At 43.7% G+C, this 24,412-nt stretch carries 18 protein-coding genes; 14 read left to right on the top strand and 4 right to left on the bottom strand.

Features of this window, described 5'->3' with window-relative positions:
- The first annotated feature begins 874 nt into the window (after positions 1–874).
- A complete protein-coding gene (locus F6K38_RS06830) occupies positions 875–1,216 on the top strand; it encodes a DUF4351 domain-containing protein (RefSeq protein ID WP_287356340.1) in 342 nt (113 codons plus the stop codon).
- 61 nt (positions 1,217–1,277) lie between these two features.
- Here the strand turns inward: F6K38_RS06830 and F6K38_RS06835 are convergent, their stop codons facing one another.
- Together F6K38_RS06835 and F6K38_RS06840 are read right to left on the bottom strand one after the other, a co-directional pair.
- Positions 1,278–1,754, bottom strand: coding sequence for a CYTH domain-containing protein (locus tag F6K38_RS06835; protein ID WP_287356342.1), 477 nt, complete (start codon positions 1,752–1,754; stop codon positions 1,278–1,280).
- An 878-nt stretch (positions 1,755–2,632) separates the two neighbouring features.
- A complete protein-coding gene (locus tag F6K38_RS06840) occupies positions 2,633–6,775 on the bottom strand; it encodes a cobaltochelatase subunit CobN (protein ID WP_287356344.1) in 4,143 nt (1,380 codons plus the stop codon).
- 453 nt (positions 6,776–7,228) lie between these two features.
- Between F6K38_RS06840 and F6K38_RS06845 the strand changes: the two genes are divergently transcribed.
- From F6K38_RS06845 to F6K38_RS06865, 5 genes are all read left to right on the top strand, one after another.
- Positions 7,229–7,906, top strand: a complete 678-nt coding sequence (locus F6K38_RS06845; RefSeq protein WP_008181320.1) for a response regulator transcription factor — start codon at positions 7,229–7,231, stop codon at positions 7,904–7,906.
- Between the two features lie 588 nt (positions 7,907–8,494).
- A complete protein-coding gene (locus tag F6K38_RS06850; RefSeq protein ID WP_008181323.1) occupies positions 8,495–9,766 on the top strand; it encodes a sensor histidine kinase in 1,272 nt (423 codons plus the stop codon).
- A gap of 167 nt (positions 9,767–9,933) precedes the next feature.
- Entirely contained in the window at positions 9,934–10,266 is a 333-nt protein-coding gene (locus F6K38_RS06855; protein WP_131826965.1) for a hypothetical protein, read from the top strand.
- 290 nt (positions 10,267–10,556) lie between these two features.
- Positions 10,557–11,276: a fasciclin domain-containing protein gene (locus tag F6K38_RS06860; RefSeq protein ID WP_008181327.1), complete on the top strand. Its 720-nt coding sequence runs from the start codon at positions 10,557–10,559 to the stop codon at positions 11,274–11,276.
- Between the two features lie 187 nt (positions 11,277–11,463).
- A complete protein-coding gene (locus F6K38_RS06865; RefSeq protein ID WP_008181329.1) occupies positions 11,464–11,922 on the top strand; it encodes a BON domain-containing protein in 459 nt (152 codons plus the stop codon).
- Between the two features lie 318 nt (positions 11,923–12,240).
- On the opposite strand, the gene F6K38_RS06870 is transcribed toward F6K38_RS06865, so the two are convergent.
- Positions 12,241–12,366 carry a hypothetical protein gene (locus F6K38_RS06870; protein ID WP_287356346.1) on the bottom strand — a complete coding sequence of 42 codons (126 nt, stop codon included), beginning with the start codon at positions 12,364–12,366 and terminating at the stop codon, positions 12,241–12,243.
- 415 nt (positions 12,367–12,781) lie between these two features.
- Between F6K38_RS06870 and F6K38_RS06875 the strand changes: the two genes are divergently transcribed.
- From F6K38_RS06875 to F6K38_RS06885, 3 genes are all read left to right on the top strand, one after another.
- Positions 12,782–13,495: a class II aldolase/adducin family protein gene (locus F6K38_RS06875; protein WP_044492485.1), complete on the top strand. Its 714-nt coding sequence runs from the start codon at positions 12,782–12,784 to the stop codon at positions 13,493–13,495.
- A 335-nt stretch (positions 13,496–13,830) separates the two neighbouring features.
- Entirely contained in the window at positions 13,831–15,315 is a 1,485-nt protein-coding gene (locus tag F6K38_RS06880) for an aldehyde dehydrogenase family protein (RefSeq protein ID WP_008181335.1), read from the top strand.
- A 947-nt stretch (positions 15,316–16,262) separates the two neighbouring features.
- Positions 16,263–17,183, top strand: a complete 921-nt coding sequence (locus tag F6K38_RS06885; protein WP_008181337.1) for an N-acetylmuramoyl-L-alanine amidase — start codon at positions 16,263–16,265, stop codon at positions 17,181–17,183.
- Between the two features lie 184 nt (positions 17,184–17,367).
- Here the strand turns inward: F6K38_RS06885 and F6K38_RS06890 are convergent, their stop codons facing one another.
- A complete protein-coding gene (locus F6K38_RS06890) occupies positions 17,368–18,030 on the bottom strand; it encodes a hypothetical protein (protein WP_008181339.1) in 663 nt (220 codons plus the stop codon).
- 554 nt (positions 18,031–18,584) lie between these two features.
- On the opposite strand from F6K38_RS06890, the gene F6K38_RS06895 reads away from it, so the two are divergent.
- From F6K38_RS06895 to F6K38_RS06915, 5 genes are all read left to right on the top strand, one after another.
- A complete protein-coding gene (locus F6K38_RS06895; RefSeq protein WP_287356347.1) occupies positions 18,585–19,229 on the top strand; it encodes a hypothetical protein in 645 nt (214 codons plus the stop codon).
- A 48-nt stretch (positions 19,230–19,277) separates the two neighbouring features.
- Complete coding sequence (locus F6K38_RS06900) at positions 19,278–19,895, top strand: anthranilate synthase component II (protein WP_008181343.1); 618 nt, start codon at positions 19,278–19,280, stop codon at positions 19,893–19,895.
- 24 nt (positions 19,896–19,919) lie between these two features.
- Positions 19,920–20,705 carry an MBL fold metallo-hydrolase gene (locus F6K38_RS06905; RefSeq protein ID WP_008181344.1) on the top strand — a complete coding sequence of 262 codons (786 nt, stop codon included), beginning with the start codon at positions 19,920–19,922 and terminating at the stop codon, positions 20,703–20,705.
- Positions 20,706–22,634 (top strand): sensor histidine kinase, encoded by a 1,929-nt coding sequence (locus tag F6K38_RS06910; RefSeq protein WP_287356349.1) that lies wholly within the window; start codon positions 20,706–20,708, stop codon positions 22,632–22,634.
- Positions 22,635–22,851: 217 nt separating this feature from the next.
- Positions 22,852–24,411: a hybrid sensor histidine kinase/response regulator gene (locus F6K38_RS06915; protein ID WP_287250857.1), complete on the top strand. Its 1,560-nt coding sequence runs from the start codon at positions 22,852–22,854 to the stop codon at positions 24,409–24,411.
- Position 24,412: the final 1 nt, after the last annotated feature.

The raw sequence follows: 24,412 nt of genomic DNA on the forward strand, positions 1-24,412 counted from the left end.
CGGACTTAAGGAAATTGAGCACTGATAGAGAAATCTGTCATGTGAATGCTCTCAAATTCAGGGAAACCTAAGTCTGGTAACAGATAAGGCAATCCTGAGCCAAGCCGGGAAAACCTCTCGGAAGGTGCAGAGACTCGACGGGAGCTACCCTAACGTTAAGCCGAGGGTAAAGGGAGAGTCCAATTCTCAAGAGCCAGCTATGGCAGTAGCGAAAGCTACGGGAGAATGAAAATCCGTTGACCTTAAACGGTCGTGTGGGTTCAAGTCCCACCGCCCCCATTTTTACCTACGAAAGAGATATTTTCAGAGCAGGGAAACAGGGTTTGGTGATTAATTAGATTAATCAGCCGAACTAGAGAAAATTAATGATTAACCCAGCAGCGGACAAGACATCCTAAACTTATATCACTTCATCGACTGGTTGACACTCCCCGCCCTGGAAGGACGGGGATTCTTGCTTCCACGGGGTGACTTGTTTAACCAGGCCGGAGCCAGGATAAATAGAGGTCTCCTCTCCACAAGCGTATTTGGTCTATGACCTAGGTTTCGGTGTGCCCCACCGTACCTTGTCTTGATGCAGTCGCTCATGGTGGAGACCCCCAATACCGCGCTGCATCGCTTTCTTTATCTATTTAACTAGATACTTTTTTATCTAAATTTTTCATAGACATTTAAGTCGTTAGACCCAATTACGCAATATGTAAGCTCTACATATTTTTTACGTTGCCTACTTATGTTTAGATAGTATCTAGCTGGTACAAAAGTTTATTGCTTATACTTTTACAATAGCACACTAGCGTGCAAACTTTCAATACGAAGTCTAAAAGAAAAGCCGTCCTAGAACCACGAGGCTTTAAACCCAATAATTTTGGTAATGCACTTACCTGAAGGACTAGAACAAGCCTTTAGTGAAGAACTTAACCAGTACGAACAGGAGGTCAACATGAAGTATGTCACGAGTATCGAAAGGTTGGGAATTAAGCAAGGTCGTCAGGAAGGTATTTTAGAAGGTCGTCAAGAAGGTCGTCAGGAAGGAGCTGAGCGACTGCTACTACGATTGCTTCAAAGGCGCTTTAGAGACCTATCCCCTGAGATTCAAGCTCGTGTTAAGGGGTTGAGTGTCGAAAAGTTAGAACAGTTAATGGATGTGGCCATCGATGTAGAATCTCTTGAGCAATTAGTAGAGCATCTGCCAGCACCGGAAGCCGCTGATTAAAACAACTCCTTATAGAGAAACCCAAATTCTGTTCCATACCCCACACCCCACACCCTATAGCCTAAATTCTGTGTAACCATTGAGTATAGGGATGCTGAACTAAATTGGAGTTGAAGTATCTCGGATCATTAGATACTTCAATTCCAATCCATTCTGGTAGTTCAATGTCCTGATTTTCATCAGTTAGTTCAACTTCTGCCAAAATTAATCCTTGATTATCCCCAGCAAACTCATCCACTTCCCAAATCAAGCCAGCGTGTTCAATTTTATAACGAGTTTTCTCAATTAGGGGACCCTGACATAAAGTATCGAGCATTTCTTGAGCATCTGAGCCTGGGATAGGATACTCATACTCTTTTCTAGAAAAACCCACCTTGGGACTTTTGATAGTAAGATATCCTTGATTTCCCACCAGGCGCACCCGGACAGTAGTGCGGTTGGTTGTACGAATGTAACCTTGGCGATAAACACTACCAGTGCCTAGTTTCCGCCACTCTTCGCCTTTTACTCGAAATTTGCGTTCGATTTCCGTTGCCATAGGTACAAAGTATAGTGTGTATAGTGTGTATAGTGTGTATAGGTATTATTAGTCATTGGTTACTTTAAAATTGACCATTGTTCATTAACTATTGTTGATTGTCAATTTTAAAATCCGAGCAAGTCCGAACCATTATGCTTATTGCTATAGTAATCAAAAACTTGACAATCTTGCCTATTTAGTTAGCAATACCTTCATAGTCAACCACCAGACTTAATCCGGATTCATTTATTGTCCGACGAAATATAAAAATAATAGAGCAAATTTTATAGAGTTACTCATATATAAACTCATCCGTGCGACTCAGGTAAATAACTAATGTACATAAAATTATTAGGATAAACGTCGATTTACCAAGAATCAAAAACCCAAAATAGTGGAGCAGCAGCATTAATTGATGAAATGAAAAAATTTGCCAAATTAGCTGAAGAGTTAGAAAAGCAAACCAAAGAGTCTAGCGAACAAGGCTATTCAGGCAAAGGCCATAACATCTGGTGAACGAGTATAGTTAGGATAAAAGAACTATACTCACACTCTTATTGATTGGCTAAACTAATGTAGGGTAAACGAGTGTAGGGTGAACCAGTCAGTGAAAGATTTTCAGGTTTAGCAATCGGGATGACTACGAGCAAGATTTTCGGCGTTGCTGAATTAAGGAATGAATTCGCGTTCATCTGGTGAAAGTTAAAGCCCCCTAAATCCCCCAACTTTGCGGTGCGACCCAAGGGCGATTTACTCGCCCTAGGAGGCGCGCACCGGAAGGGACTTTGAAGGTCTTATTCCCCCCAGAATTGGGGGGTTAGGGGGGCAAAACCATACCCAGAATAAGCAACGCCAGATTTTCACCCGATTACCACACTCGCTCACCCCACACCCTCTTATCCTACAGCCGTCACGCCTTCAATCTCCTCATCGGCGAGGTCATACAACTCCCGTAACTTCTGTAAGGTTTCCTGATCCGGTTCCCAGAATCCTCGCCCATTTGCCTCTAACATCCTGCCTACAATATTCCGAAATGCCTCAGGATTTGCCTGTCGCAACCTCTTCGCCATTTCTTCATCCAAGGCATAAGTATCTGCTGCTTGGTCATACACCCAGTTATCTTGAAAATCAGCAGTACCCCCCCAACCAATCAATGCTGTCATCCGTTGGGAAATCTCATAAGCTCCCCCAGACCCCTGATTGGCCATCGCCTCAGCCCACTTCGGATTAAGTAACTTTGTCCGATACTCCAACCGCAACAAATCCTCTAGCTTCCGGGGTGTAGTATCCTTTGAGAAACTTTCCACAAAACTGGCATTAACGGTCTTACCCCCTTGCTTCTCGGCTGCTCGCTTCAAGCCTCCAGTATTGGCATAGTATTCTTGAATATCCGTCAGCCCATATTCCACTGAATCAATTTCCTGGACTATACGACTGGTACTTTTTAGCAGCTGCTCCATGACTTCAGGACGGGCTTGACCTTTATCTTGCCTTCCATAACTAAATACATTGCGGCTTTGCCATGTATTGGCTAATTCATCCCCCGATTCCCAATTACCATCGACTACTTGGTCATTGACCAGAGAACCATAATCCCCGGCTGGATTAGAAAACAACCGAGCAGAAACATTGTCTACCCCTTGCGATCGCAAAGCTAACCCATGCTTGCGGATAAAATTCTCTTCCTCCGGTTCATCTGCCTCAGTCGCCCTACGGAACAAATCATCCAGCAGCTCAACAATATTGACAAAACTATCCCGAAAAATCCCTGAGAGATTTGCCAACACATCAATTCTAGGATGACCTACCTCAGCCAAGGGCATCAAATCATACCGTACAATCCGTCCCGTTCCCTCTTTAACAGGTACTGCACCTACTAACTCCAATAAAATCCCCAAGGATTCCCCACGAGTCTTGATCGCATCCAATCCCCATAGCATTACCGCAACAGTTTCCGGATACTCCTGATGTTCCTCAAGATGCTGGGCAATAATTTTCCTGGCCACCTCCCTTCCTCGTTCATAAGCTGCCGGAGAGGGCATCCGATAAGGATCCAAAGCGTGAATATTCCGTCCTGTTGGCAAAACCCCAGGACCATCCCGCAACAAATCCCCCCCAGGAGCTGGAGGAATATACTCCCCATTCAACCCCCGCAACAAATTCGTCAACTCCTCTCCAGTCTGCATCAACAACTCACCAATCCGTAACGCCTCCTCAACCTTCTGATCCTCGACCTGTTCACGTGCTTCTGGTGTTTGGGATTCAAATTCTCCATCGACAATGGCCTTAACTATTCCTTCCGAGACATCTTCCCCAAAATAAGCCCGCAGGTAAGACTCTAACTGTTCCGAATCAGGCACTTGACCTAGAGTGTGCAGCCCAGAGGAAAACAATCGTTGTTCGACCACTAGCAGGTAGTTGTACAACTTGACAAGATAGCGATTAAATGAATCAGCACTAAACATCTGGGCATTCTCTGGACTGAAAGCAATTCCCAAGCCCTTAGCATCCTCAAAGGGACAATCCGTATCCAAGCCACTATCGACAATCTTTTTACAAATTGCTTCTTTCAAGGCATAATTCTTTTCAGGATCCTCCCGATACTCCGAGATTAAATCCCGTAGCACGACCAACTCCTTATACAAACCAGCCCGACCATAAGGGGGTACATTATGGGAAATCAACACCCCATAACCGCGACGCTTGGCCAACATTGACTCTGAAGGATTATTGGCGGCATAGATATACAGATTCGGAATATTTCCTAGCAAAATATCCGACCAAGAATACCCGGTATTCCCCAAGGGCGAACCAGGCAACCATTCCACGGTGCCATGCATGCCAAAATGCACCACCGCATGGGCATCAAAATCATTCTGTAACCACTTATAAAAGGCACTGTACTGGGGATGTGGGGTCATGTCTCGCTCAAACATCAACCGCATCGGGTCTCCAGAAATACCCAAGGGTGGTTGTACCCCAATCCAGACATTGCCTAACTCAATCCCACCAATCTCGAACTCATCCCCATTGGTTTTGATTCCTGTACCAGTCAAGGATTGCCATTGTTTTTCAATACGGGTAGTTAGCAAGTAGCCTAGCCATTCTTCTAGGGTTTTAACGTTAACTGTGGTTGGTGGTTGTTCGCCTTTGGCGTTCGAGAAGGGTAGGTTACTAGTTGAAGGTTGAAGGTTGAAGGTTGAAGGTTGCTGGTTGAAGGTTGATGGTTGGTGGTTGCTGGTTGATGGTTGGTGGTTGCTGGTTGATGGTTGGTGGTTGGTGGTTGCTGGTTGCTGGTTAGAACTTTTACCATTCAAGCCTTCGTCTGCTGCTTTCACCCAGCGGATTAGTTCTTCCCCATCTTCTGGTAATTCCCCAACAGTGTAACCTTGTTCCTTGAGAGCGTGGAGGAATTTAAGAAGCGATCGCGGTACATTCAATAAGGCTGCTGTTCCTGTTGCTCCATAGCCAGGAGGGAAACCATAGAGAATAATCGCAATTCGTCTTTGGTCTGGTGGGGTTTGCCTGAGTTGAATCCAACGCTTGACCCGTCCAGTCAGTCGTTTAACTCGTTCGGGAATCAGATAAATATTTTCTCCGACTAAACCACCTAGGGGTACAGTATCAATTGCTCCATCCAATTCCGGCAATGCATATAAAACGACACTTTGCAATCCCCCAATCCCTTGTCTTGTCCAAGAGTAAATATCTTGAATCAGTAGGGGTGCAGCAATACAATAAGGGACATTCTTAGCAGTGAGAATACGTTTAGCTACAGCCACCTGTCTTCCTGCCTCCATAGAACCAGCTGGACCCCCTACCAACGGGAAACCGATGGTAGAAACAATGGCATCAACTTCTACAGCGTCTTTAGACAGGGAAGGAGTTTCTACGTTATCCAGTTGCCGCTGTTGGGTTTCATAAGCAGATGTCATCCAATCCCGCACGGCTACATGACCTTCTACACCATTGATAAAGATGGGTAAAGGAGTTAATCCAGCTTCCTCAAAGTAGCGAATTAACTGGGGAATATAAGGTTGTTTTGTAACTACGTGTTTCCGATAAAGCAGAATCCCGACAACAGGGTTTTCTCTAGGGTTGGCAGGTTGAAGGTTAGTGGGTTGAAGGTTGGTGGGTTGAAGGTTGGTGGGTTGAAGGTTGGTGGGTTGAAGGTTGGTGGGTTGAAGGTTAGTGGGTTGAAGGTTGGTGGGTTGAAGGTTGGTGGGTTGAAGGTTAGTGGGTTGAAGGTTGGTGGGTTGAAGGTTGGTGGGTTGAGAGCGTAGCGTGGCCTTTTGGCCAAGGTTGTTTTGAGAAGCTAGCGGGCTGGTAGGGCTTTGCCCAATAACGTTTAATTGTTTAACTTTGAAGCTTTTGTACCATTCTAGGTATTGTCGTGGGGATTCAAAATACCCGTCGTAGTCCGGATGGAGTAGCCCCATGTTTGGAGTTTCCACTGGCGGCGGAATTTCTCCCACTTTCAGCTCTAAGTATTTCTCTGCCAGAGTCCAGAACATAGATGCCACATTGTCTGAGCCACCAGCATTCCAGTAACCGTAGATAATTAGCCAATTGCGCAAGTCTTGGACTTTTCTAGCAGGAATATATTTCAGCAGCTTCGGACCAATTTTCAAAAAGCTGATATAACCGGCTAAGCGGTCTTCTTCTCGTCCGTTGCTGAATTTGTCGAGGATGAATTTTACTGGCTTGGGCATCCCCTTGGGTTTATCCCCAATTTTGAACTGACCAATTTGAGTGAGGCTGATCAGTTCTAGAGCTGACTCGAATACCAAGCGGATCGGGATGTGTTGAATGCGATCGCGTAACCATAACACTTGGTCATAATCGAATAGTAGACTACCGAAGAAGACTTGGGCATCTTTGAGGGCAGCGTCTACAGTATCAGGGTTGCCAGTGATTTCGCGATCGCTAAATACTCTAATATCCAGTTCCGGACAGCGTATGGTTGCCAACTCAGCAGCTTTGCGGTACAAGTCAGCGTTGAAGGATTCAAATCCTGCTATCAGTACAATGCGTTTCATGGAACCCGCTCGAAATAATTCTTTACACTTCGATCATATTTGATCATAATCGTACTGATCGGCTAACCCTCCCAGTGCCCTTGGGTAAGTCATGCCATGATTGAGAATAATTGCTAGTTAGACTTCGGCGCAGTTGTCAGCAACTTGGGACAAGGGCATTTTGGACAAGGGAAAAATAATTGACGACAACAGTATCAAAAAGCGCTGCCAAGCTGAGCCGAAGTTTCCTATTTTTATTAGTTTTATTTCTACATTTAAACTAACAATGCTGTAGTTTCCGATTCCCCATAACCCATTCCCAAAAAGACCGGGACGATTTGGTAACTGATTAACCTGACTGAATATCAATTATCTTGCCAGTATCATGGAAAACTCCCCGATTTTTATACAGTTGTGAAAAAAATTGGTCATAATCAAAGATAAAACTCAGGTAATCATTCAGAGGTGCTGAAGATGAGGATTTTACTAGTAGAAGATGATCAGCGGATTACCGACGCCCTTGCTGAAGACCTCACCGACCAGCATTATGTCGTGGATGTTGCCCATGATGGTCAAATAGGTAAGGAACTAGTAGAGAGCTTCAGCTATGATTTAATTTTGTTAGATGTAATGCTACCAAAGATGGATGGTATTACCCTTTGCCGAAAGTTGCGCTCCCAAGGCGACCTTACTCCCATTCTAATGCTGACGGCTCGGGATACCATCAGTGATAAAATTGTCGGACTGGATGCTGGTGCAGATGATTATCTAGTCAAACCCTTTGATTTAGGGGAGTTGTCCGCTAGGATTCGGGCCTTACTGCGCCGGGGAAATACTACCTTACCACCTGTACTGGAATGGGATTCTCTCCGCCTTGACCCCAGTACCTGTGAAGTGTTCTATGAAGACCGCCTCTTGTCCCTAAGTCCAAAAGAGTATGCTCTGCTGGAATTTTTCCTGCGCCATCCTCGCCGTGTGTTTAGCCGTGCTCAAATCCTGGAAAACCTCTGGTCCTTTGAACGACTACCAGAAGAAGCAACCGTTAAAGCTCATATCCGAGGTTTACGACAGAAACTGGAGGCAGCAGGAGCTCCTTCTGATTTAATTGAGACAGTCTATGGTTTGGGTTATCGTCTGAAAGAAAAACCCTAATCTAACTATTCAGTTGTTACTGTTTAAGGTTGGCAGGTTGGCAGGTTTAAAGTTGGCAGGTTGGCAGGTTTAAAGTTGGCAGGTTGGCAGGTTTAAAGTTGGCAGGTTGGCAGGTTGACGGTATTCCTGAACTAAGGAATGATATCAAGTATAGTTGGGTCAGTTACCAATTACCAATTACCAATTACTAATTACCGATTAAGCTGTTGTGCATTTAAACTGTATATAGCGTAAAATCAAATAAAAAAGATAGATAACACTCCCCTTTTGCCTTTGGGTGCATCTCAATGCATGCAAAAACACTCAGGACAATAGAAGTATAATATCATGTTATGACATTACCCTTAATAAAAATCTCCCCCATCTCCCTATATTCCCCTCCTGGGAGGGGTTAGGGGTGGGTTCCTATCTCCCCCTCTCCCCAACCGCCCCACACTTCCCGCGCCCCCGCCCCACACTTCCTTTAGTTATAGATTTACAAGTTTAAGATGCACCCTTGCCTTTTGCCTTTTGCCTTTTGCTTTTTTCCTTGATAAAACGCACTTAAAATTCGTTTTATATTACTAATTACTAATTACTAATTACCATATGTTTAAAGGTCTGCGCTGGCGTCTTTTGTTGTATTACCTGATGGTAATGGCCGCAATTTTGAGTGTATTTGGTGCGGGTGTGTATGTTTTTTTAACACAGAGTCTGTACCAGCAACTTGACAAAAAACTACGGACTTTAGCCCAATCCGCCGCCCCCTCATTTACTGAAGTAGAAGAGAAAGGGAGTCAATACATTGAACAAGTTGATGAAGTCCCCTGGCGAGATATATTTAACCGAGATCAACAAAGCCTAGAATGGTTTGATGATAAGGGTAAACTATTGGCAAGCCGAGGTGCGATTGTGTTGAGTTTCCCGCCAAAACTGGGTTCGTGGACTCTACAACTCCCCGAGACATCAGAGCCAATTAGGACGTTTACAATTTCTGTTTTTAAGGACACCTCGAAACCAAGCCAACCATCCCTAGAGGGCTATATTCGAGCCAGTCAATCCACAGAGGATGTAGAAATTGTCCAAAGCCAACTATTTTGGGGATTAGGAATGGGAGGAATGATCGCTCTAGGGTTTGTTGGTATCGGTGGACTTTGGCTGACCCAGAAAGCTCTTGAGCCGATTGAGCAAAGTTTTAAGCAGCTTAAACAGTTTACTGCTGATGCCTCCCATGAATTGCGCAGTCCTCTGACAGCAATTAAAGCCTCTGTGGATGTGATGCGAAATCATCCTGAGCGAATTCATCCCAAGGATGCTAAGAAGTTAGTGGCTATTGCTAGCGCGACGGATCAGATGAGCAACTTAGCAGAAGACTTACTATTTTTAGCTCGCACTGATGCTGCTTTGTCAATTCCGACCCGAAAGTCAGTCCCAATTTCCCTCAACACAGTTTTGCAGAATGTGGTGGAATTGTTAGAATCATTTGCTCAAGATAAGCAGATTACCTTGGAATATCACTGCCTGACAACAGTGTCTGTCATTGGGGATGAAGGGCAACTGACCCGTTTATTTTCCAACTTGCTAGAGAATGCCCTGCAATACACACCCCCTAAAGGAAAAGTGGTTCTTACTGTTGCCAAACAGAATCGCTGTGCCCTGGTCATGATTGAGGACACTGGCATTGGTATTGCCCCTGAACATCAGCCTTTTGTGTTTGATCGCTTCTGGCGTGCGGATAAAGCTCGTTCTCGCCGAGAGAGGGGTACGGGCTTGGGACTTGCGATCGCTCAAGCAATCACTCACAATCATGGGGGAAAAATCACCCTTACGTCTGAGGTTGGGGTTGGTAGCTGCTTTGAGATACGTTTACCGCTGGTTTAGGAAAATAGCTTCTAGGTTGGGATTTTATTGTCTGATCATTATACCATTTCCCTAATCCCTACTCCCTAATTTCTATCCTTACCGAATTTTTTACTTTTGGGTAATAATCTCAAAATATGAAGCCCAGGAAATCATCAATTTAGTTGGGAGGTACTGTGGTGAATCAAATGCAGCAAATACTAAACAATAACAATAGTTCCGGGTTAGGGTGGGTATTTACAGGCTTGATTCTAGCAGGTCTAACCCCCCAACAGGCACAAGATGAAATTCAGGGTAATTTAGACTCTGGCACCCTCAAAATTTTCGGAGAACTTGCCAAAACGTCTATAGGCAGATTGTGCCTAGGAGGAAATCATCCTTCTTATACCAATACCAAATACCAATACCAATTCTCTAAATACCTGCAACAGATAAACTCCCCCTTTTGGGAATGGGGAATGGGGAATGGTCGGAAAATTTGGTTAATTAATCATCAGGCTTCTAGACTTGATCTAAATTAGCTTTCCAATCAGTGAGAATGTTAAGTATTCAGCCGTCAGCCGTGAGCTTTGAGCTCACGCTACGCAAACAGCCGTCAGCTGACGTAACAGAAATTAAACCAATGCTTACTTGTTTTATTCAAAAGCACCTCAAGTAGCGTGGGTGGCACAGGCTTCGACGCTGTGATGTAGCACATAAGCTGATAGCTGAATGCTGAATGCTGAATGCTTATCTATACCTCGGTCACTATAGCTCGATAAATTAGTTGGAAAGCGTTAACCATACCTAGCATTCAGGAGAGATGATCTAAATGAAAACTCGCATTAAGTTGCTAACAGGTATTCTGGGATTAAGTGCTCTGATCAGTTTCCCGGCAATAGCGCAAGAAAAAACCGAAAACTCAGTTAAAGATGCTGTCAATGGTGCAACTGAGTCTATGGTAGAAAGCGCCCCCGATTCCTTGAGCAAACCCCTTCAAGAGGGTGAAAAGGTAGAAATGCCAGCTACCACTGAGGCTGAATCTACAGCCAGTAACCTTGTAGAGCAAGCTGCGAGCAATGATCAATTCCAAACCCTTGTTAAAGCAATTGAGGCAGCAGGCTTAACGGAAACCTTGGCTGGTGAAGGACCCTACACTGTTTTTGCTCCCACCGATGACGCTTTTGCTGCACTGCCAGCAAATACCTTAGACAGTCTACTACAACCAGAAAACAAAGAGGTACTGGTAAAGCTGCTAGAGTATCATGTTGTAAGTGGTGCAGTTCCTAGCAGTCAAATCCAGTCGGGAGAAATTATCACTATGGCTGGAAAATCGGTGGCAGTACACGTGGGTGAAGACGGTAATGTTACTGTCAACAATGCTCAGGTAACTCAAGCAGATATTGAAGCCAGTAACGGCATTATTCATGTTGTTAACCATGTAATTTTGCCCTCAAGATCTCATGCTCAATCGGAACCAGCACCAACAGGAGTCATGCCAAATTCAGATGGCGAATTAAATTCGCCAAGGTCAAGCGCACCTGCTGAATAAGTTTGGTGTTTGTGGGAATTATATCCCGTCCGTTTGACTACTTATTAGTTAGGTTTATTCGATAATTTGATAGTGTAAAGTTTGACTTAATACTTAACACTTAATATATCGCGATTTACCTAAATATGAAGTGATTAACCGGACTGGATTGGAGTAAATACAAGGAGAAAACAAGGAGAAATCAAAGATGAATAAGTTGATGCCAATTTTACTAGGTGGAGTGATTCTGTTTGGTGCTGCTGCTTGCGATGAGGCTAAGACAAGTGATGAAGCCTCCTACTCTATAGATCAAAACGATGAACAACTAGTAACCTTACGGTCTGAGGGAAACCAAGGCGATGCCATGGTCAAAGGAACCCAAGAGGAAATCGAGTCGAATATTGTAACTACTCAAGAGCCAAATCAAGCCTTGGGTAACTTAGAAAACCTTGATGAAGATGACCAACTAGCCAGTTTAGTACTTAATAATTTAGAAACCAATCTCCCCAATAGCAAGTTGGAAGTTGAAGCCGCAGAGGGAATTGTGACTATCTCAGGAAAAGTATCGTCTGATGATGACTTGAGTCAGATTGCACCTTTGGCAATCCAGGTTGAAGGTGTTCAGAGTGTTGATGTTCAAGCTACTGTCAAAGAGCCAAACAGCTGATCGCTGATCTGGTCAAGTACCAATCCGTTGTTGCCAATGTTACCTAATTGATGTAATTATCTAATCCATAGAGAGGAGTTAGTCGCCTATTGCTTTTGCCATAGTGATAGGTGACTTTTGTTGTTGAGTGTCCCTCGGCTTTAATTCATGCTGTAGCAATCCGATTTGAGTTGTGAAACAGCGGAAGAGCTGGAAGATGGGGAAGATGGGGAGGAGGAGAAAGCTCATAAGGGTAGGTTTTTTACAAAGACCTCAGGTGTGGGGTGTGGGGTGTGGGGTGTGGGGTGTGGGGGATAAGAAAATGTACTTAATTTGTCGTTAAAAATCATCATTGTCTTGATGCAATAGCGAGTGGGGGAAACCACGCCAGTTGCTCATGGGGGGAACCCCCAAGACCGCACTGGCTCCCCAAGACCGCACTGGCTCCCCAAGACCGCGCTGCATCGCTTCTTCAGGTGCGCGCCTCCTAGGGCGCGAGCAATCCCTCGCGCCCTAGGGTCGCACCTTTAGGCAAAGCCCGACGCGGGGCGCGTTCGGGTCCCACCTGAAGAATAGTATCCCCTATTGTCAATAAATTAATTGCCATGGCTATGAATAGCAATTGATTCTGATTGCAGCAAGGGGAACAATACGGATTTATAAACATTAAGATAGGTTTGGATTATCGGTGCATCGGTGTCTATAGTAATTCTGTATGATTCGTCAACAGTGACAGTTCGCAACTCAAACTAACGAACTAGGGAATCAACTAGGGGAGTATTGTTCACCTAGGAATTAGGATTGCTATGTTTGTGTGGTGCTAAAGGGGGATAAGATTGCTGATAAAGTCCCCAAATTCCCGGATCAGGTGCAACTTAGTATGATCATCAAGTCAATCCCTGTTGAAACCATAACCGCCCAGCAGATCATTGATACCTGTCTTCGCATGAACAGTCTTGGTATCAATCAAGGTACCAGTGGTAATGTGAGTGTCAGGGTTAGAGACAGTATCGGTGAGGCAATAGCAATCACCCCCAGTGGACTAGACTACGAAGACCTAACTCCTGATAAAATCTGCAAAATCTACTTCGGCAAAGACAAAGAACCGGTTTTTGCTGAGAATAATCGTTATTTACCCAGCAGTGAATGGCGATTTCACTATGACATACTGTTGAATCGACCCGATGTGAATGCTATTGTCCATACTCATAGCATCCATGCTACAGCATTGGCTTGTATGGGTATACCTATACCCAGCTTTCATTATATGGTTGCTAGGACAGGTGGGAGCAGTATAAAGGTAGCTGATTATGCTACCTTTGGCACTCAAGAACTTAGCAACAACGCCCTAAAAGCATTGGGAAATTCCCTTGCCTGTTTGTTAAAAAATCATGGTATGATTGCCTGTGGCAAAGATCTAAGGCACGCTCTGAAAGTCGCCCAAGAGCTAGAAACCTTGGCTCAAATTTATCTCAAAATCCTCAGCGTTAACAAGATTTATGGAGAACCTCAATTATTGAGTGAGGAAGAAATGCAGATAGTTATAGAAAAGTTTAAAACCTATGGAGTTCAACCAAATATTGGTAATGGGTGATTGGATAGTAATATTTTATAGCATTTATCAAATATTCAAATAGTTTAGGTACACAAGCTTGGGATTTTAGGGAATAGACAATAGGGAACAGGGAACAGGTAAAAAATACGTGTGTACAACCTGATTAATATCAGAACCCCTATAGATATGACCATAGGGATAATTAGGGATACTCTGGCTAAAGTGTTAACAAAATTAAGCAAAAATTTAAATTTAGTTAAAAATCTCAAATAAAATATTAATAAAATATATATTTTTAGTTAAATTTTCAGTTTACAATCCACCATTAGAATTGAGGATGTCATAAAAAATCAACTTAACAACAGGAGACGATTATGGTCACTGCCCCTACACCAAAGACAACACCACAGCCAACGGTCAAAATCGGACCAACTCAGCTGCTGATTAATAACGAATGGGTAGACAGCGCCTCTGGGAAACGATTCGAGACGATTAACCCTGCAACAGGAGAGGTGATCTGTGATGTGGCTGAGGCTGATGCCCCAGACGTTGATAAAGCAGTAGTGGCGGCTAGGACAGCCTTTACCAGTGGAGACTGGCCGAAAATGTCTGCCACCCAGCGGGGGGAGTTACTCTACAAGCTAGCTGACTTAATCGAAGCAAACAAGGAAGAAATAGCACGGCTGGAAACCCTAGACAATGGAAAGCCCTATCGTGATTCCTTTAATGCAGATGTGTCTCTAGTCATTGCTTGCTATCGGTACTATGCTGGCTGGGCAGATAAGATTCAAGGCAAAACAATTCCCATCAACGGACCTTACTTTTGCTACACGCGCCATGAACCTGTAGGAGTGGTTGGTCAGATTATTCCTTGGAACTTTCCACTGTTGATGCAAGCTTGGAAGTTAGGCCCAGCACTGGCAGCTGGTAACACCGTGGTGATGAAAACGGCGGAACAGACTCCTTTATCAGCCTTGCGGATCGGTGAACTGATTCTCGAAGCAGGTTTCCCTCCTGGTGTGGTGAATCTTCTCTCAGGCTATGGACCAACTGCTGGGGCTGCGATTTCACATCATATGGGTATCGATAAAGTTGCCTTTACCGGCTCGACTGAGGTAGGGCATCTAATTATGGAAGCTGCAGCTAAGAGTAACCTCAAGCGGGTCACTCTAGAACTTGGTGGTAAGAGTCCTAACATTGTCTTTGCTGACGCTGACATGGATAAAAGCATTGAGGGCGCTCACTTTGCCCTGTTCTTTAACCAAGGACAGTGCTGTTGTGCTGGTTCGCGACTGTTTGTGGAAGAGAAGTGCTATGACGAGTTTGTAGACAAGTGCGTGAAACGGGCGCAAAATCGCACAGTTGGTGACCCGTTTGATGCTAACACAGAACAGGGTCCCCAGGTAGATCTCGAACAGTTCAATAAGGTGATGGGCTATATTGAGTCTGGTCAGCAGGAAGGAGCTCAGATGTTGTGTGGTGGTGGTCGAGTTGGCGATCGCGGTTACTTCATCGAACCGACAGTGTTTGTTGATGTCCAAGATCAGATGAAGATTGCCCAAGAAGAAATCTTTGGACCAGTGATGAGCATTATTAAGTTCAAGGATATCGATGAAGTGATTAAGCGGGCAAATGATACTATGTATGGCTTAGCAGCAGCCGTGTGGACGAAGGATATTACTAAAGCTCATGCGATCGCAAACAATGTCCGTGCTGGTACTGTCTGGGTGAATTGCTACGATGTGTTTGATGCCGCTGCTCCCTTCGGTGGTTTCAAGCAGTCTGGGATTGGTCGTGAACTTGGGGAGTATGGCTTGCAGCAATACACCGAGGTCAAGACAGTCACAGTTAAATTGTAGCATTTTAGCCATCTCAAAGCCTGGGTTTTATTATCAACAAGGCAAAAAGAAGGTTAGTAAACCGCTAGAGAAAATGTTGCAGAGTCTACCAAAAACTTTTATTATTTGTTAGACTTAAATTAGGGTAACACCGACAGAGATTATTATGTAACTTAAATTAAAACCGAAAACCAAGGGTTTAATAGTTGCACTGTCTATCCCGGTGGAACCAAATTTGTTGACATTTTTATGGCGCTCGCGGGATATTCCGTAAGAGCTTTGGGAGATACCCCCTGGATGTGAAAGCATCTTGCATTGGCGAGCCAGAATTTGCTTTTGGTAGATTTTGGTAGCTAAAAAGTATCGGCTACAGGATAGTTAGTTGTTAATTTAGGACAAGCTAATGGGTAATGGGGAATTGTAAGCCAATTTCCTATTACCCATTACTTTATGCTTTGCTCAAGCTTCAAGTTCAAGTTCAGGTAAGCATATGCGCTACTTGAGGTGCCGTCAGCCGTCAGCCGTCAGCCGTCAGCAGACGTAACTCAGCATTATTCGAATGGTTACCTGTTTTATTCAAAAGCACCTCAAGTAGCGTGGCACAGGCTTTGACGCTGATAGCTGATAGCTGATAGCTGATAGCTGATAGCTGATAGCTGATAGCTGATAGCTGATAGCTGATAGCTGATAGCTAATAGCTGATAGCTGATAGCTGATAGCTGATAGCTGATAGCTGATAGCTGATAGCTGATAGCTGATAGCTGATAGCTGATAGCTAATAGCTGAATGCTTACGTTATTTTTTAACGTTTCTTGATCCAGATCAATTTAGAAAAAGAACCAGGAGTTGGGTCTGAGTTTTCGATTTAGGAGCAGTTTATTAAATTTTGTTAAGCACTATTGGCTTAAATCCACTAACATAGAACAGAATTAGAGAAAATGGCTAATTAGAGAAATTCAGAAAGTATCATGAAATACGGAATTGATATTGGTCACAACTTGCCCGCTGATACAGGAGCTCAAGGTATCAGAGTAGAAGATGAAATGACTAGGGACGTCGGAACGAGAGTAATTTCAAAATTGAGAGACTTGGGACATCAGGTAGTTGAATGCAAGCCTAAAAGTGCGAGTACTTTAGGCAGCTCGCTGCGGCAACGGTGCAATATTGCCAATGCTAATCGAGTTGATCAGTTTGTTTCAATTCATTTTAATGGGTTTAATGGCCAAGCTAATGGAACAGAAGTATTTGCGATTAGTAATACTGCCAAAAAAATTGCCCAGCCAGTTTTAGAAAAAATAGTCGAGTTGGGTTACTTCAATAGAAAGGTTAAAAATGGCTCTCATTTATATGTCCTCCGATATACCAATATGCCAGCAATTCTGATCGAAAGCTGCTTTTGTGATTCCCAAAAAGATATGGCACTCTACGATCCAGAAGCATTGGCTAATGCAATTGTTAAAGGATTAACTGGAGAAGAGCCACCAACTACTAAATCTTCCTCCGAAGATAATGTTCTAGAATTACAAAAAGCTCTCAATCGCTTAAAAATTAAAAGTCCTGCTGGTAAGCCATTAGTAGAAAATGGCTCCCTTGATCAGGCGACTATAGCAGCAATAAAAACATTTCAAGCTATTGTAGGAATTAACCAAACTGGAATTGGTGACTCGACCACATGGAAGACTATTAATCAGATTCTTGAGCAACCCATACTTAGACCTAATCATGCTGGAGGTACCACAGTAAAATATCTCCAACGTCGGGTGGGAACTCAGGCAGATGGTATTTTTGGTTCAGGCACCGCAAGTGCTGTGATCAGATTTCAGAAACAACAAGGTTTAACGGCTGATGGTATTGTTGGAGCACAAACTTGGAGTCAATTGATTGACTAGCAAGGCTTTGAGGGACGTTTAGCATTGAACAGGTGCGACCCGTGGCGAATTTAATTCGCTTACGGAAAGCGCACCTCAAGCAGTTGCCTCACGTCTCACCGTCTCACCCGATCGGGAAGTGTGAGATTAATGGGGGATAGGAATTATATTATAATAATTATATTACCTCAAGATAATACCAATATTACTCGTTATTAGTATAGTTTTCCGTTAATAGGATAAGATAGTCTAATGCTCCATATAATCGGGACAATTTATCAATCGTAAAATTCTCGATATTTTGAGTAAAAATGTCCCTTTGTAATCGTCCAAACTGCCATAAATTACCATCAGTAACTATGCCATAAACAGGACGTTGAACATCTTGATTGATTTTTTGGGAAGCTACCAACTCGGCAAGGCATTGCCCCCAACCTTGTTGAAAATCATTTTTCTTTGCTTCGATAAGCGATGCAGCGCGGTCTTGGGGGTTTCCCCCATGAGCGACTGCATCAAGAATAATAAGCAGTGGCTTTTCTAAAACCGTTTTCCCTAATTCCGATTTTGTCGAAAATATATAGTCAGGAGTCCCTGATAGAACTTGGTCATAGAAGATGCTTTTTTGAATCCAGAAAGAATAGATTTTATAGTATTTTTTATAGAGTTCTCGCAACAATGGTGAAATGATAATTTCACTCCGGGAGGCTTCCGAGCTGAATACATCTATTGTTTCTTTATAAAACTCTAGGTCTTTCAAGAAAATTTCGGGTGGGTCAGTGTCTTGAGAAACGATAAAAGTTCCCTCTTCGTATTTAATTTGATAGTGTTTCTGTACATCAGCTATAGTTTTAAAGTCACTGAATGCCATAGTTAATCAGTCTCCTGATTGCGTCTAATTATATTTTAGAGACCAAACTATTTCGTTTTGAGATTGGAACAGATGTGCGGCTTAGCTAAGAGACTGTTGATAAAGAAAATTATAAAGTATATCTTAGAGGATATCTGAAAAGTTTTTTGATACTGAATTTTGCCCCCCTAGCCCCCCAACTTTGGGGGGAACAAGAGTCAATTTGCTTCTAAAAGTCCCCCAAAATTGGGGGACCAACGGGGGCTTGGATGTAGCAAATGAGACTTCTCAGACAACCTCTTAAGACGGCGATTATTCGCTGACTGTCATAGCACTTACGAAGTATAAAGTGCGATCGCTCTTAACGGTCAATAATAAGTATAAATACTTACCAATTACCGAAAATCAAGATTTGACTACAATTTAACCGTAAGCATTCACCAGTCAGCAGTCAGCTTATGCGCGTAGCCCATAGGCTGACCGCTGATAGCTGACTGGTTATAACTGGTAAATTATAACTGATAACTGATAGCTGATAACTGATAGCTGATAGCTAATAGCTTACAAATTAACTTATGAAAAAATCGATATTCAAAGAAAACCGCAAGTATACATTTAGTGACTATTTTGCGATGACCAATCCCACTGAGGAAATTGTTGGTGAGTTTGGTTACTCCTTTGGCATTGAATTAATTGACCTGCCTAAGTCTAGCAACTATGACCTAGATATCATTCAACAGCTCAACCATACTTACTACACCATTATTCCTAAAATCAGCCTTACCTCGGAAATTGCTAAACGGGAATTTCTGATTGCCCCACTAATCCTAGAAATTGCAAAGCTGCTCCCAGTTAAAATCAATGTTGAGTATCCCCTAGACATTAACGATCAGCTAGGGGGAGCGCTAGACTACTTATTAAAAACTAGCCAAAATCTGATTATTATAGAAGCAAAAAAGAAAGATATTGATAGTGGCTTCAACCAGTTAGCAGCCGAACTAATTGCTTTAGATAAGTACGAAGATAGCGAATCTATTGAAATTATTTATGGTGCTGTGACTCTGGGGGATATTTGGAAATTTGGAACCCTTGATAGGAAACGGAAGCACATTGCCAAAACTATTCAAAGTCAGACTATTCCTAGAGATACAGAAGAAATATTCTCCATTTTGATTGGAATACTGAGCTTAAAACCAGACCAGACTTCAAATAAGCGGTAACCTATAATCTATAACCTGCAACCTATGGTCAATCGGGAGTAACGGATAATGATTATTGTCATTGACAACTACGACAGCTTTACCTACAACTTAGTCCAATACCTAGGAGAATTGGGTACCCAATTACCTGTGGGATCAGAGATTCAGGTCTATCGCAATGATAAAATTGATATACAGAAAATCCGCGACCTCAACCCAGATGGGGTCGTGATTTCTCCAGGGCCAGGACGCCCTGAAGATGCTGGGATATCAAGTGCTATCTACAGCAATTTGGGGTCAACTCTACCCATTCTAGGGGTTTGCTTGGGTCATCAAGCCTTGGGTCAGGTATTTGGCGGGAAAATTGTTTCGGCACCAGTATTGATGCATGGCAAAACCTCAGAAATTCATCACACTGGGGTTGGGGTTTTTCGGGGATTACCCAATCCTTTCATAGCGACTCGATACCATAGCTTAGTGATTGACCGTAGCTGCTGTCCTGATGTCTTGGAAATTACGGCTTGGGTAGATGATGGCACAATTATGGGAGTTAGACATCGGAACTATCCCCAGCTCGAAGGCGTCCAATTTCATCCAGAGAGTATTTTGACCTCTTCTGGTAAGCAACTTCTAAAAAACTTCTTAGAATCGCTGCCAGCATCTGCTACTCTCTCTATATCTCCCTGAAAATAAACTTGTTTCCAACAAACCATGAAACGGCGACAGTTGATGCGCTATGTCAGTGCGGGTGTACTCACAACTCTTTCAACCGGCTTAGCTTCTGGACTCAGTTCTTACCAAGCACAGCCATCACGCAATGTATTGACAGTAAAGTGGCTTGGTCATACCTGCTTTTTATTTACTGGGGGTGGTGTGCGAGTTTTAGTCAACCCATTCCAAACCATTGGGTGTACCGCTAAATACAACTCACCAAAAGTAGAGGCAGATTTAGTCCTAATCAGTAGCCTACTACTAGATGAAGGAGCAGCGGAAGGCATACCGGGCAGTCCCCGGCTCCTCTTTGAACCGGGTATTTTTCAAGCAAATGGGCTAAAATTCGAGGGAATTAGTATTCCTCACGACCGAGTCGGTGGACGTCGCTTTGGTAATAATGTTGCTTGGAAATGGACTCAAAACGGTATCAATATTCTACATCTGGGAGGAGCAGCAGCCCCTCTAGATATTGAGCAGAAAATTCTGATCGGGCGTCCTGATTTAGCGTTAATTCCAGTGGGAGGGGGACCGAAAGCCTACAACCCTCAAGAAGCTAAACAGGCATTTGATTTCCTTAAGGCAAAGATAATGATTCCTACTCATTTCCGAACCAAGGCGGCTGATGCCGAACAGTGTGATATTTTACCAGTGGAGGAGTTCTTAACATTGATGAAGGACACACCCATACGCCGTGCCAAAAACGATACCATTAGGATTAGCTCAGGGGATTTATCCCAGGATGGGTCAGTGATTCAACTAATGAGTTACAACTACAACTTCTAAATGCCCTTGCCTAGCCCCTTACCCAGACTGCAACCGCCTTTCTGGACTGGTGGAGTGGCGCTTGTAGCCATGATTTTCTGGATTGAAACCCTACGGCAGTTTGGGTTTATTGTTCCAACTCCGTTTATACTTCTTATCTTTGCTGTTGCCCTAACTGCCAGTATCGACGGATTACTTGCTGGAGTTACCAGTGCCACAGTATGGGCAATTTACCTGATCTATGCCTCTGCTGTTCACTTTGGTCCACCGAGTTTAACCGGGGGTTCAGTAGAGGTCAGTTTGGGGATTCTAGTGGTGGTCTTACTGGCTGTGCGGCTCGGCTGGATCAAAGACCAGAACCAGAAGCTGATCAAAAAGTTGCGACAAGCCAGCCTTGAGCTAGAACGACGGATTGAACAACGCACTGCTGAACTCTTAACTGCTAATTCTAGACTAGCCAAGGAGATTCGCGGACGCATTCTGGCTCAAGAGGCACTCGGAAAAAACGAATTGGCATTACAGTTAAGCCACAATCGACTCGAAAGTATCGAAAGTATTTTGAGTTCCCTAGAGGATGTGGTTTGGTCCGTGCGCCCCCAAACTTCCAAACTGCTTTACCTCAACTCCGCTGTTGACAATCTTTATGGTTATAGCATATCCGATTTTTTAGCTAACTCAAATATTTGGCTAGAGGTAATCCACCCAGAAGACCGAGAACGAGTTCAGCAGAAGCGAAATTTTATCAACAATAAATCATTGCCGTTGTCACCCCAATCACTCCTGGCAATTGACGGTATTGACTTAGAATATCGCATCGTGCGCTCTGATGGGCAGGTGCGCTGGATTCGTGATCACGTCCAAATTCACACCGATGCCCATGGTATCCCCATACGCATTGATGGTATTGTCACTGACATTACCAAAGCCAAGCAAGTCGAGAAAGCTTTGGGAGAGAGTCAGCGAAAATTCCAAGCCATCTTTGACCAGACCAGCCAATTTACTTGGCTGCTGCAACCAGATGGTACCTTGCTCGAAGCCAACCAAACCGCCCTTGACTTTAGCGGATTAACTCCGTCAGAGATTGTGGGTAAGCCCTTCTGGCAAATCCAATGGTGGACAAAGTCTACTCAAATCGAAAATCCTTTAAAAAATGCGATCGCGAGAGCAGCCACCGGTGAGTTTGTCCGTTATCAAGGGTCGGTGCTAGGGTTACAGGGTCAAGTGCTCACGATGGAGTTTTCCGTGAAACCGTTGCGGGATGAGAACGGAAATATAGTGTTGTTAATCCTAGAAGGTCGAGATATTAGCGATCGCATCAGAGCAGAAGCAGCAACTCTAGAGGCCCAAAACAAGGACATACTGCTTAAAGAGATTCACCATCGGGTCAAGAACAATTTACAAATTGTCTCAGGAATCCTTTACCTCCAATCTCGATATATAGATGATGAAAGTATCCTGGAGATCATCTGTGAAAGCCGCAACCGTCTCCAAGTCATGGCCTTAATCCATGAGAAATTGTATGGCTCTAAGAACCTGAGCCAGCTTGACTTCGAAGATTATATTCAATCTCTGACTAAGGACTTATTAAGATCTTACACCTGTAGTAATCATCCCCCTAGGATTAAGGTTAATTTTGTTAAGAAATTTCTGGACATCGACAGGGCCATTCCCTGTGGTTTAATTATTAATGAATTAGTCTCCAATGCCCTCAAACACGCTTTTCCAGAAGTAGATGGCGGTGAAATTATTGTTGACTTTAAGTGCCGTGAGGATAACTATTTTGAACTGATGGTCAGTGACAATGGTCTTGGCATCCCAGAAAGTATAGATTTAGCTAAGCCCAAGACCCTAGGGCTACGCTTAGTCCATACCCTAGCCACTAAGCAACTCAAAGGTGAGCTTGAGTTAGATACAAGTCATGGTGTTATGTTTAAAATTAAATTTTCATAAAGTTTAAACAAGTTTAAACAAGCTTAAAGCATTAGGAAATTTTTCAAGACCCACCCTCGAATTGTGATATAGAACTATCAGGTTGTGAGGCAGTTAACTAACTGGCAGCACAGAACCAAAGCAAAAATTATTAAGTAGGGAGAACACACTGGCTTGCTTCAAAGTTAAGACAAGGGACAACCCAAGGTAACTTAAAAAGCAATTCCATAACTAGGAAATGTCACAAATAAACATCTTAGTGGTTGAAGATGAAGCGATCACAGCTGAAGTTATTGCTGAACAGCTCATACAGTTGGGATACACAGTAACCGATAGCGTCACCTCTGGTACGGGCGCTATCAGCAGCACTGCCAATAACCAGCCTGATTTAGTCCTGATGGATATTACCTTAGATCCAAACGATATAGATGGCATAACTGCTGCTCAGCGCATCCGAGAGCAATTCCAGATTCCAGTAGTCTATTTGACAGCCCACTCTGATGAGAGTACCCTAGCCCGAGCTAAGAGGACAGCACCGTTCGGGTATCTGATCAAACCATTTAACGAACGGGAATTGCGGGTAGCGATTGAAACGGCCCTCTATAGGCACCAGCTGGAAAAAGAGTTAGTCAAACAGCAGGATCTGCTAGCCACAATACTCAGCTCCACTAATGATGCTGTGATCGCTACCAATGAAACAGGAGCAATCACCTACATGAACCCAGCAGCTGCAACCCTCACTGGCTGGACAGTAGCAGAAGCTTCTGGGCAAAGCATTACAGATGTGATTCAAATTGTAGACGAACTCACTGATACCCCACTCCAGAACCCAGTCATGGAAGTGCTTCAGGAAGAAAGGGTCATTTTTGTGGATCAGGGCATAGGTTTGATTGCCAAAGACGGTAGCAAGATCTCCGTGGGAGATAGTGCTTCCCCGATTACAGAAGAAGATGGTACCATCAAGGGTGTAGTTCTTGTGCTGTGGAATATCAGGGAACAGCAACAACCAGAATTATTGGCAGTAGAAAGATCAAAATTGCCAGCCAAAGCTGCCGCTAGCCGACAAGCTGAAGCTCAAGTGGGTCAAATATTGTCTGCAGTACAAGAACTAGGGGAACTGAAATCTGACCTAATCGCTAGGATTTCCCATGAGTTTCGCACTCCCCTATCGATTATCCTAACTGCTGCTGAAGTCCTGCAAAAATACGGTTCCAAGTTGTCACCGCACAAAAAAGAAAGAAACTTGTATCGGATTCAATCATCAGTGATGCGAATGACTCGAATTATGGAGGATGTTCTGACCTTAAGCAAGGCTGAATCCGGTGAACTCCAGCTCAACTGTGTGCCCGTAGATGTGGTTGAATTCTGCCGCAGTTTAGTCGAAGAGCAGCAAATCATTGTGGGAAAGCGCTATACTATTGAGTTATTTGCTCAGGATTACCCTGGCCTAGTTGAGCTGGATGAACAAATCCTACGGCAAATTTTGAGCAATTTGCTGACCTTAGCAACTCATTACTCCTTGAAGGGTAGTATGATTGCTTTGGAAATTTTTTGTGAAGATAACCAAATTGTGTTCCAGGTAAAAGACCAAGGCAGTGGGATTGTGCCCGAAGGTCAGGGACAATTATTTGAAGCGTTCTTCCGAGCTAGTAATATTGGTTCTATGTATTCTTCAGGAATGGGGCTAGGCATGATCCGCAAGTTTGTGGATTTGCATCATGGTCAAATTACCTTAACTAGTCAAGTCGGAGTTGGTACAACCTATACGGTAAAATTGCCATTAACCAGTTCTATATAGG

Source organism: Moorena sp. SIO3B2 (genome assembly GCF_010692525.1).
In the GTDB taxonomy this organism is placed as follows: Bacteria; Cyanobacteriota; Cyanobacteriia; order Cyanobacteriales; family Coleofasciculaceae; genus Moorena; species Moorena producens.

Bases quoted from the DNA above. Each gene is read 5' to 3' on its own strand.
- F6K38_RS06830 (WP_287356340.1), top strand. From the start codon at position 875: ATGCACTTACCTGAAGGACTAGAACAAGCCTTTAGTGAAGAACTTAAC.
- F6K38_RS06835 (WP_287356342.1), bottom strand. From the start codon at position 1,754: ATGGCAACGGAAATCGAACGCAAATTTCGAGTAAAAGGCGAAGAGTGG.
- F6K38_RS06840 (WP_287356344.1), bottom strand. From the start codon at position 6,775: ATGAAACGCATTGTACTGATAGCAGGATTTGAATCCTTCAACGCTGAC.
- F6K38_RS06845 (WP_008181320.1), top strand. From the start codon at position 7,229: ATGAGGATTTTACTAGTAGAAGATGATCAGCGGATTACCGACGCCCTT.
- F6K38_RS06850 (WP_008181323.1), top strand. From the start codon at position 8,495: ATGTTTAAAGGTCTGCGCTGGCGTCTTTTGTTGTATTACCTGATGGTA.
- F6K38_RS06855 (WP_131826965.1), top strand. From the start codon at position 9,934: ATGCAGCAAATACTAAACAATAACAATAGTTCCGGGTTAGGGTGGGTA.
- F6K38_RS06860 (WP_008181327.1), top strand. From the start codon at position 10,557: ATGAAAACTCGCATTAAGTTGCTAACAGGTATTCTGGGATTAAGTGCT.
- F6K38_RS06865 (WP_008181329.1), top strand. From the start codon at position 11,464: ATGAATAAGTTGATGCCAATTTTACTAGGTGGAGTGATTCTGTTTGGT.
- F6K38_RS06870 (WP_287356346.1), bottom strand. From the start codon at position 12,366: ATGCAGCGCGGTCTTGGGGAGCCAGTGCGGTCTTGGGGAGCCAGTGCG.
- F6K38_RS06875 (WP_044492485.1), top strand. From the start codon at position 12,782: ATGATCATCAAGTCAATCCCTGTTGAAACCATAACCGCCCAGCAGATC.
- F6K38_RS06880 (WP_008181335.1), top strand. From the start codon at position 13,831: ATGGTCACTGCCCCTACACCAAAGACAACACCACAGCCAACGGTCAAA.
- F6K38_RS06885 (WP_008181337.1), top strand. From the start codon at position 16,263: ATGAAATACGGAATTGATATTGGTCACAACTTGCCCGCTGATACAGGA.
- F6K38_RS06890 (WP_008181339.1), bottom strand. From the start codon at position 18,030: ATGGCATTCAGTGACTTTAAAACTATAGCTGATGTACAGAAACACTAT.
- F6K38_RS06895 (WP_287356347.1), top strand. From the start codon at position 18,585: ATGAAAAAATCGATATTCAAAGAAAACCGCAAGTATACATTTAGTGAC.
- F6K38_RS06900 (WP_008181343.1), top strand. From the start codon at position 19,278: ATGATTATTGTCATTGACAACTACGACAGCTTTACCTACAACTTAGTC.
- F6K38_RS06905 (WP_008181344.1), top strand. From the start codon at position 19,920: ATGAAACGGCGACAGTTGATGCGCTATGTCAGTGCGGGTGTACTCACA.
- F6K38_RS06910 (WP_287356349.1), top strand. From the start codon at position 20,706: ATGCCCTTGCCTAGCCCCTTACCCAGACTGCAACCGCCTTTCTGGACT.
- F6K38_RS06915 (WP_287250857.1), top strand. From the start codon at position 22,852: ATGTCACAAATAAACATCTTAGTGGTTGAAGATGAAGCGATCACAGCT.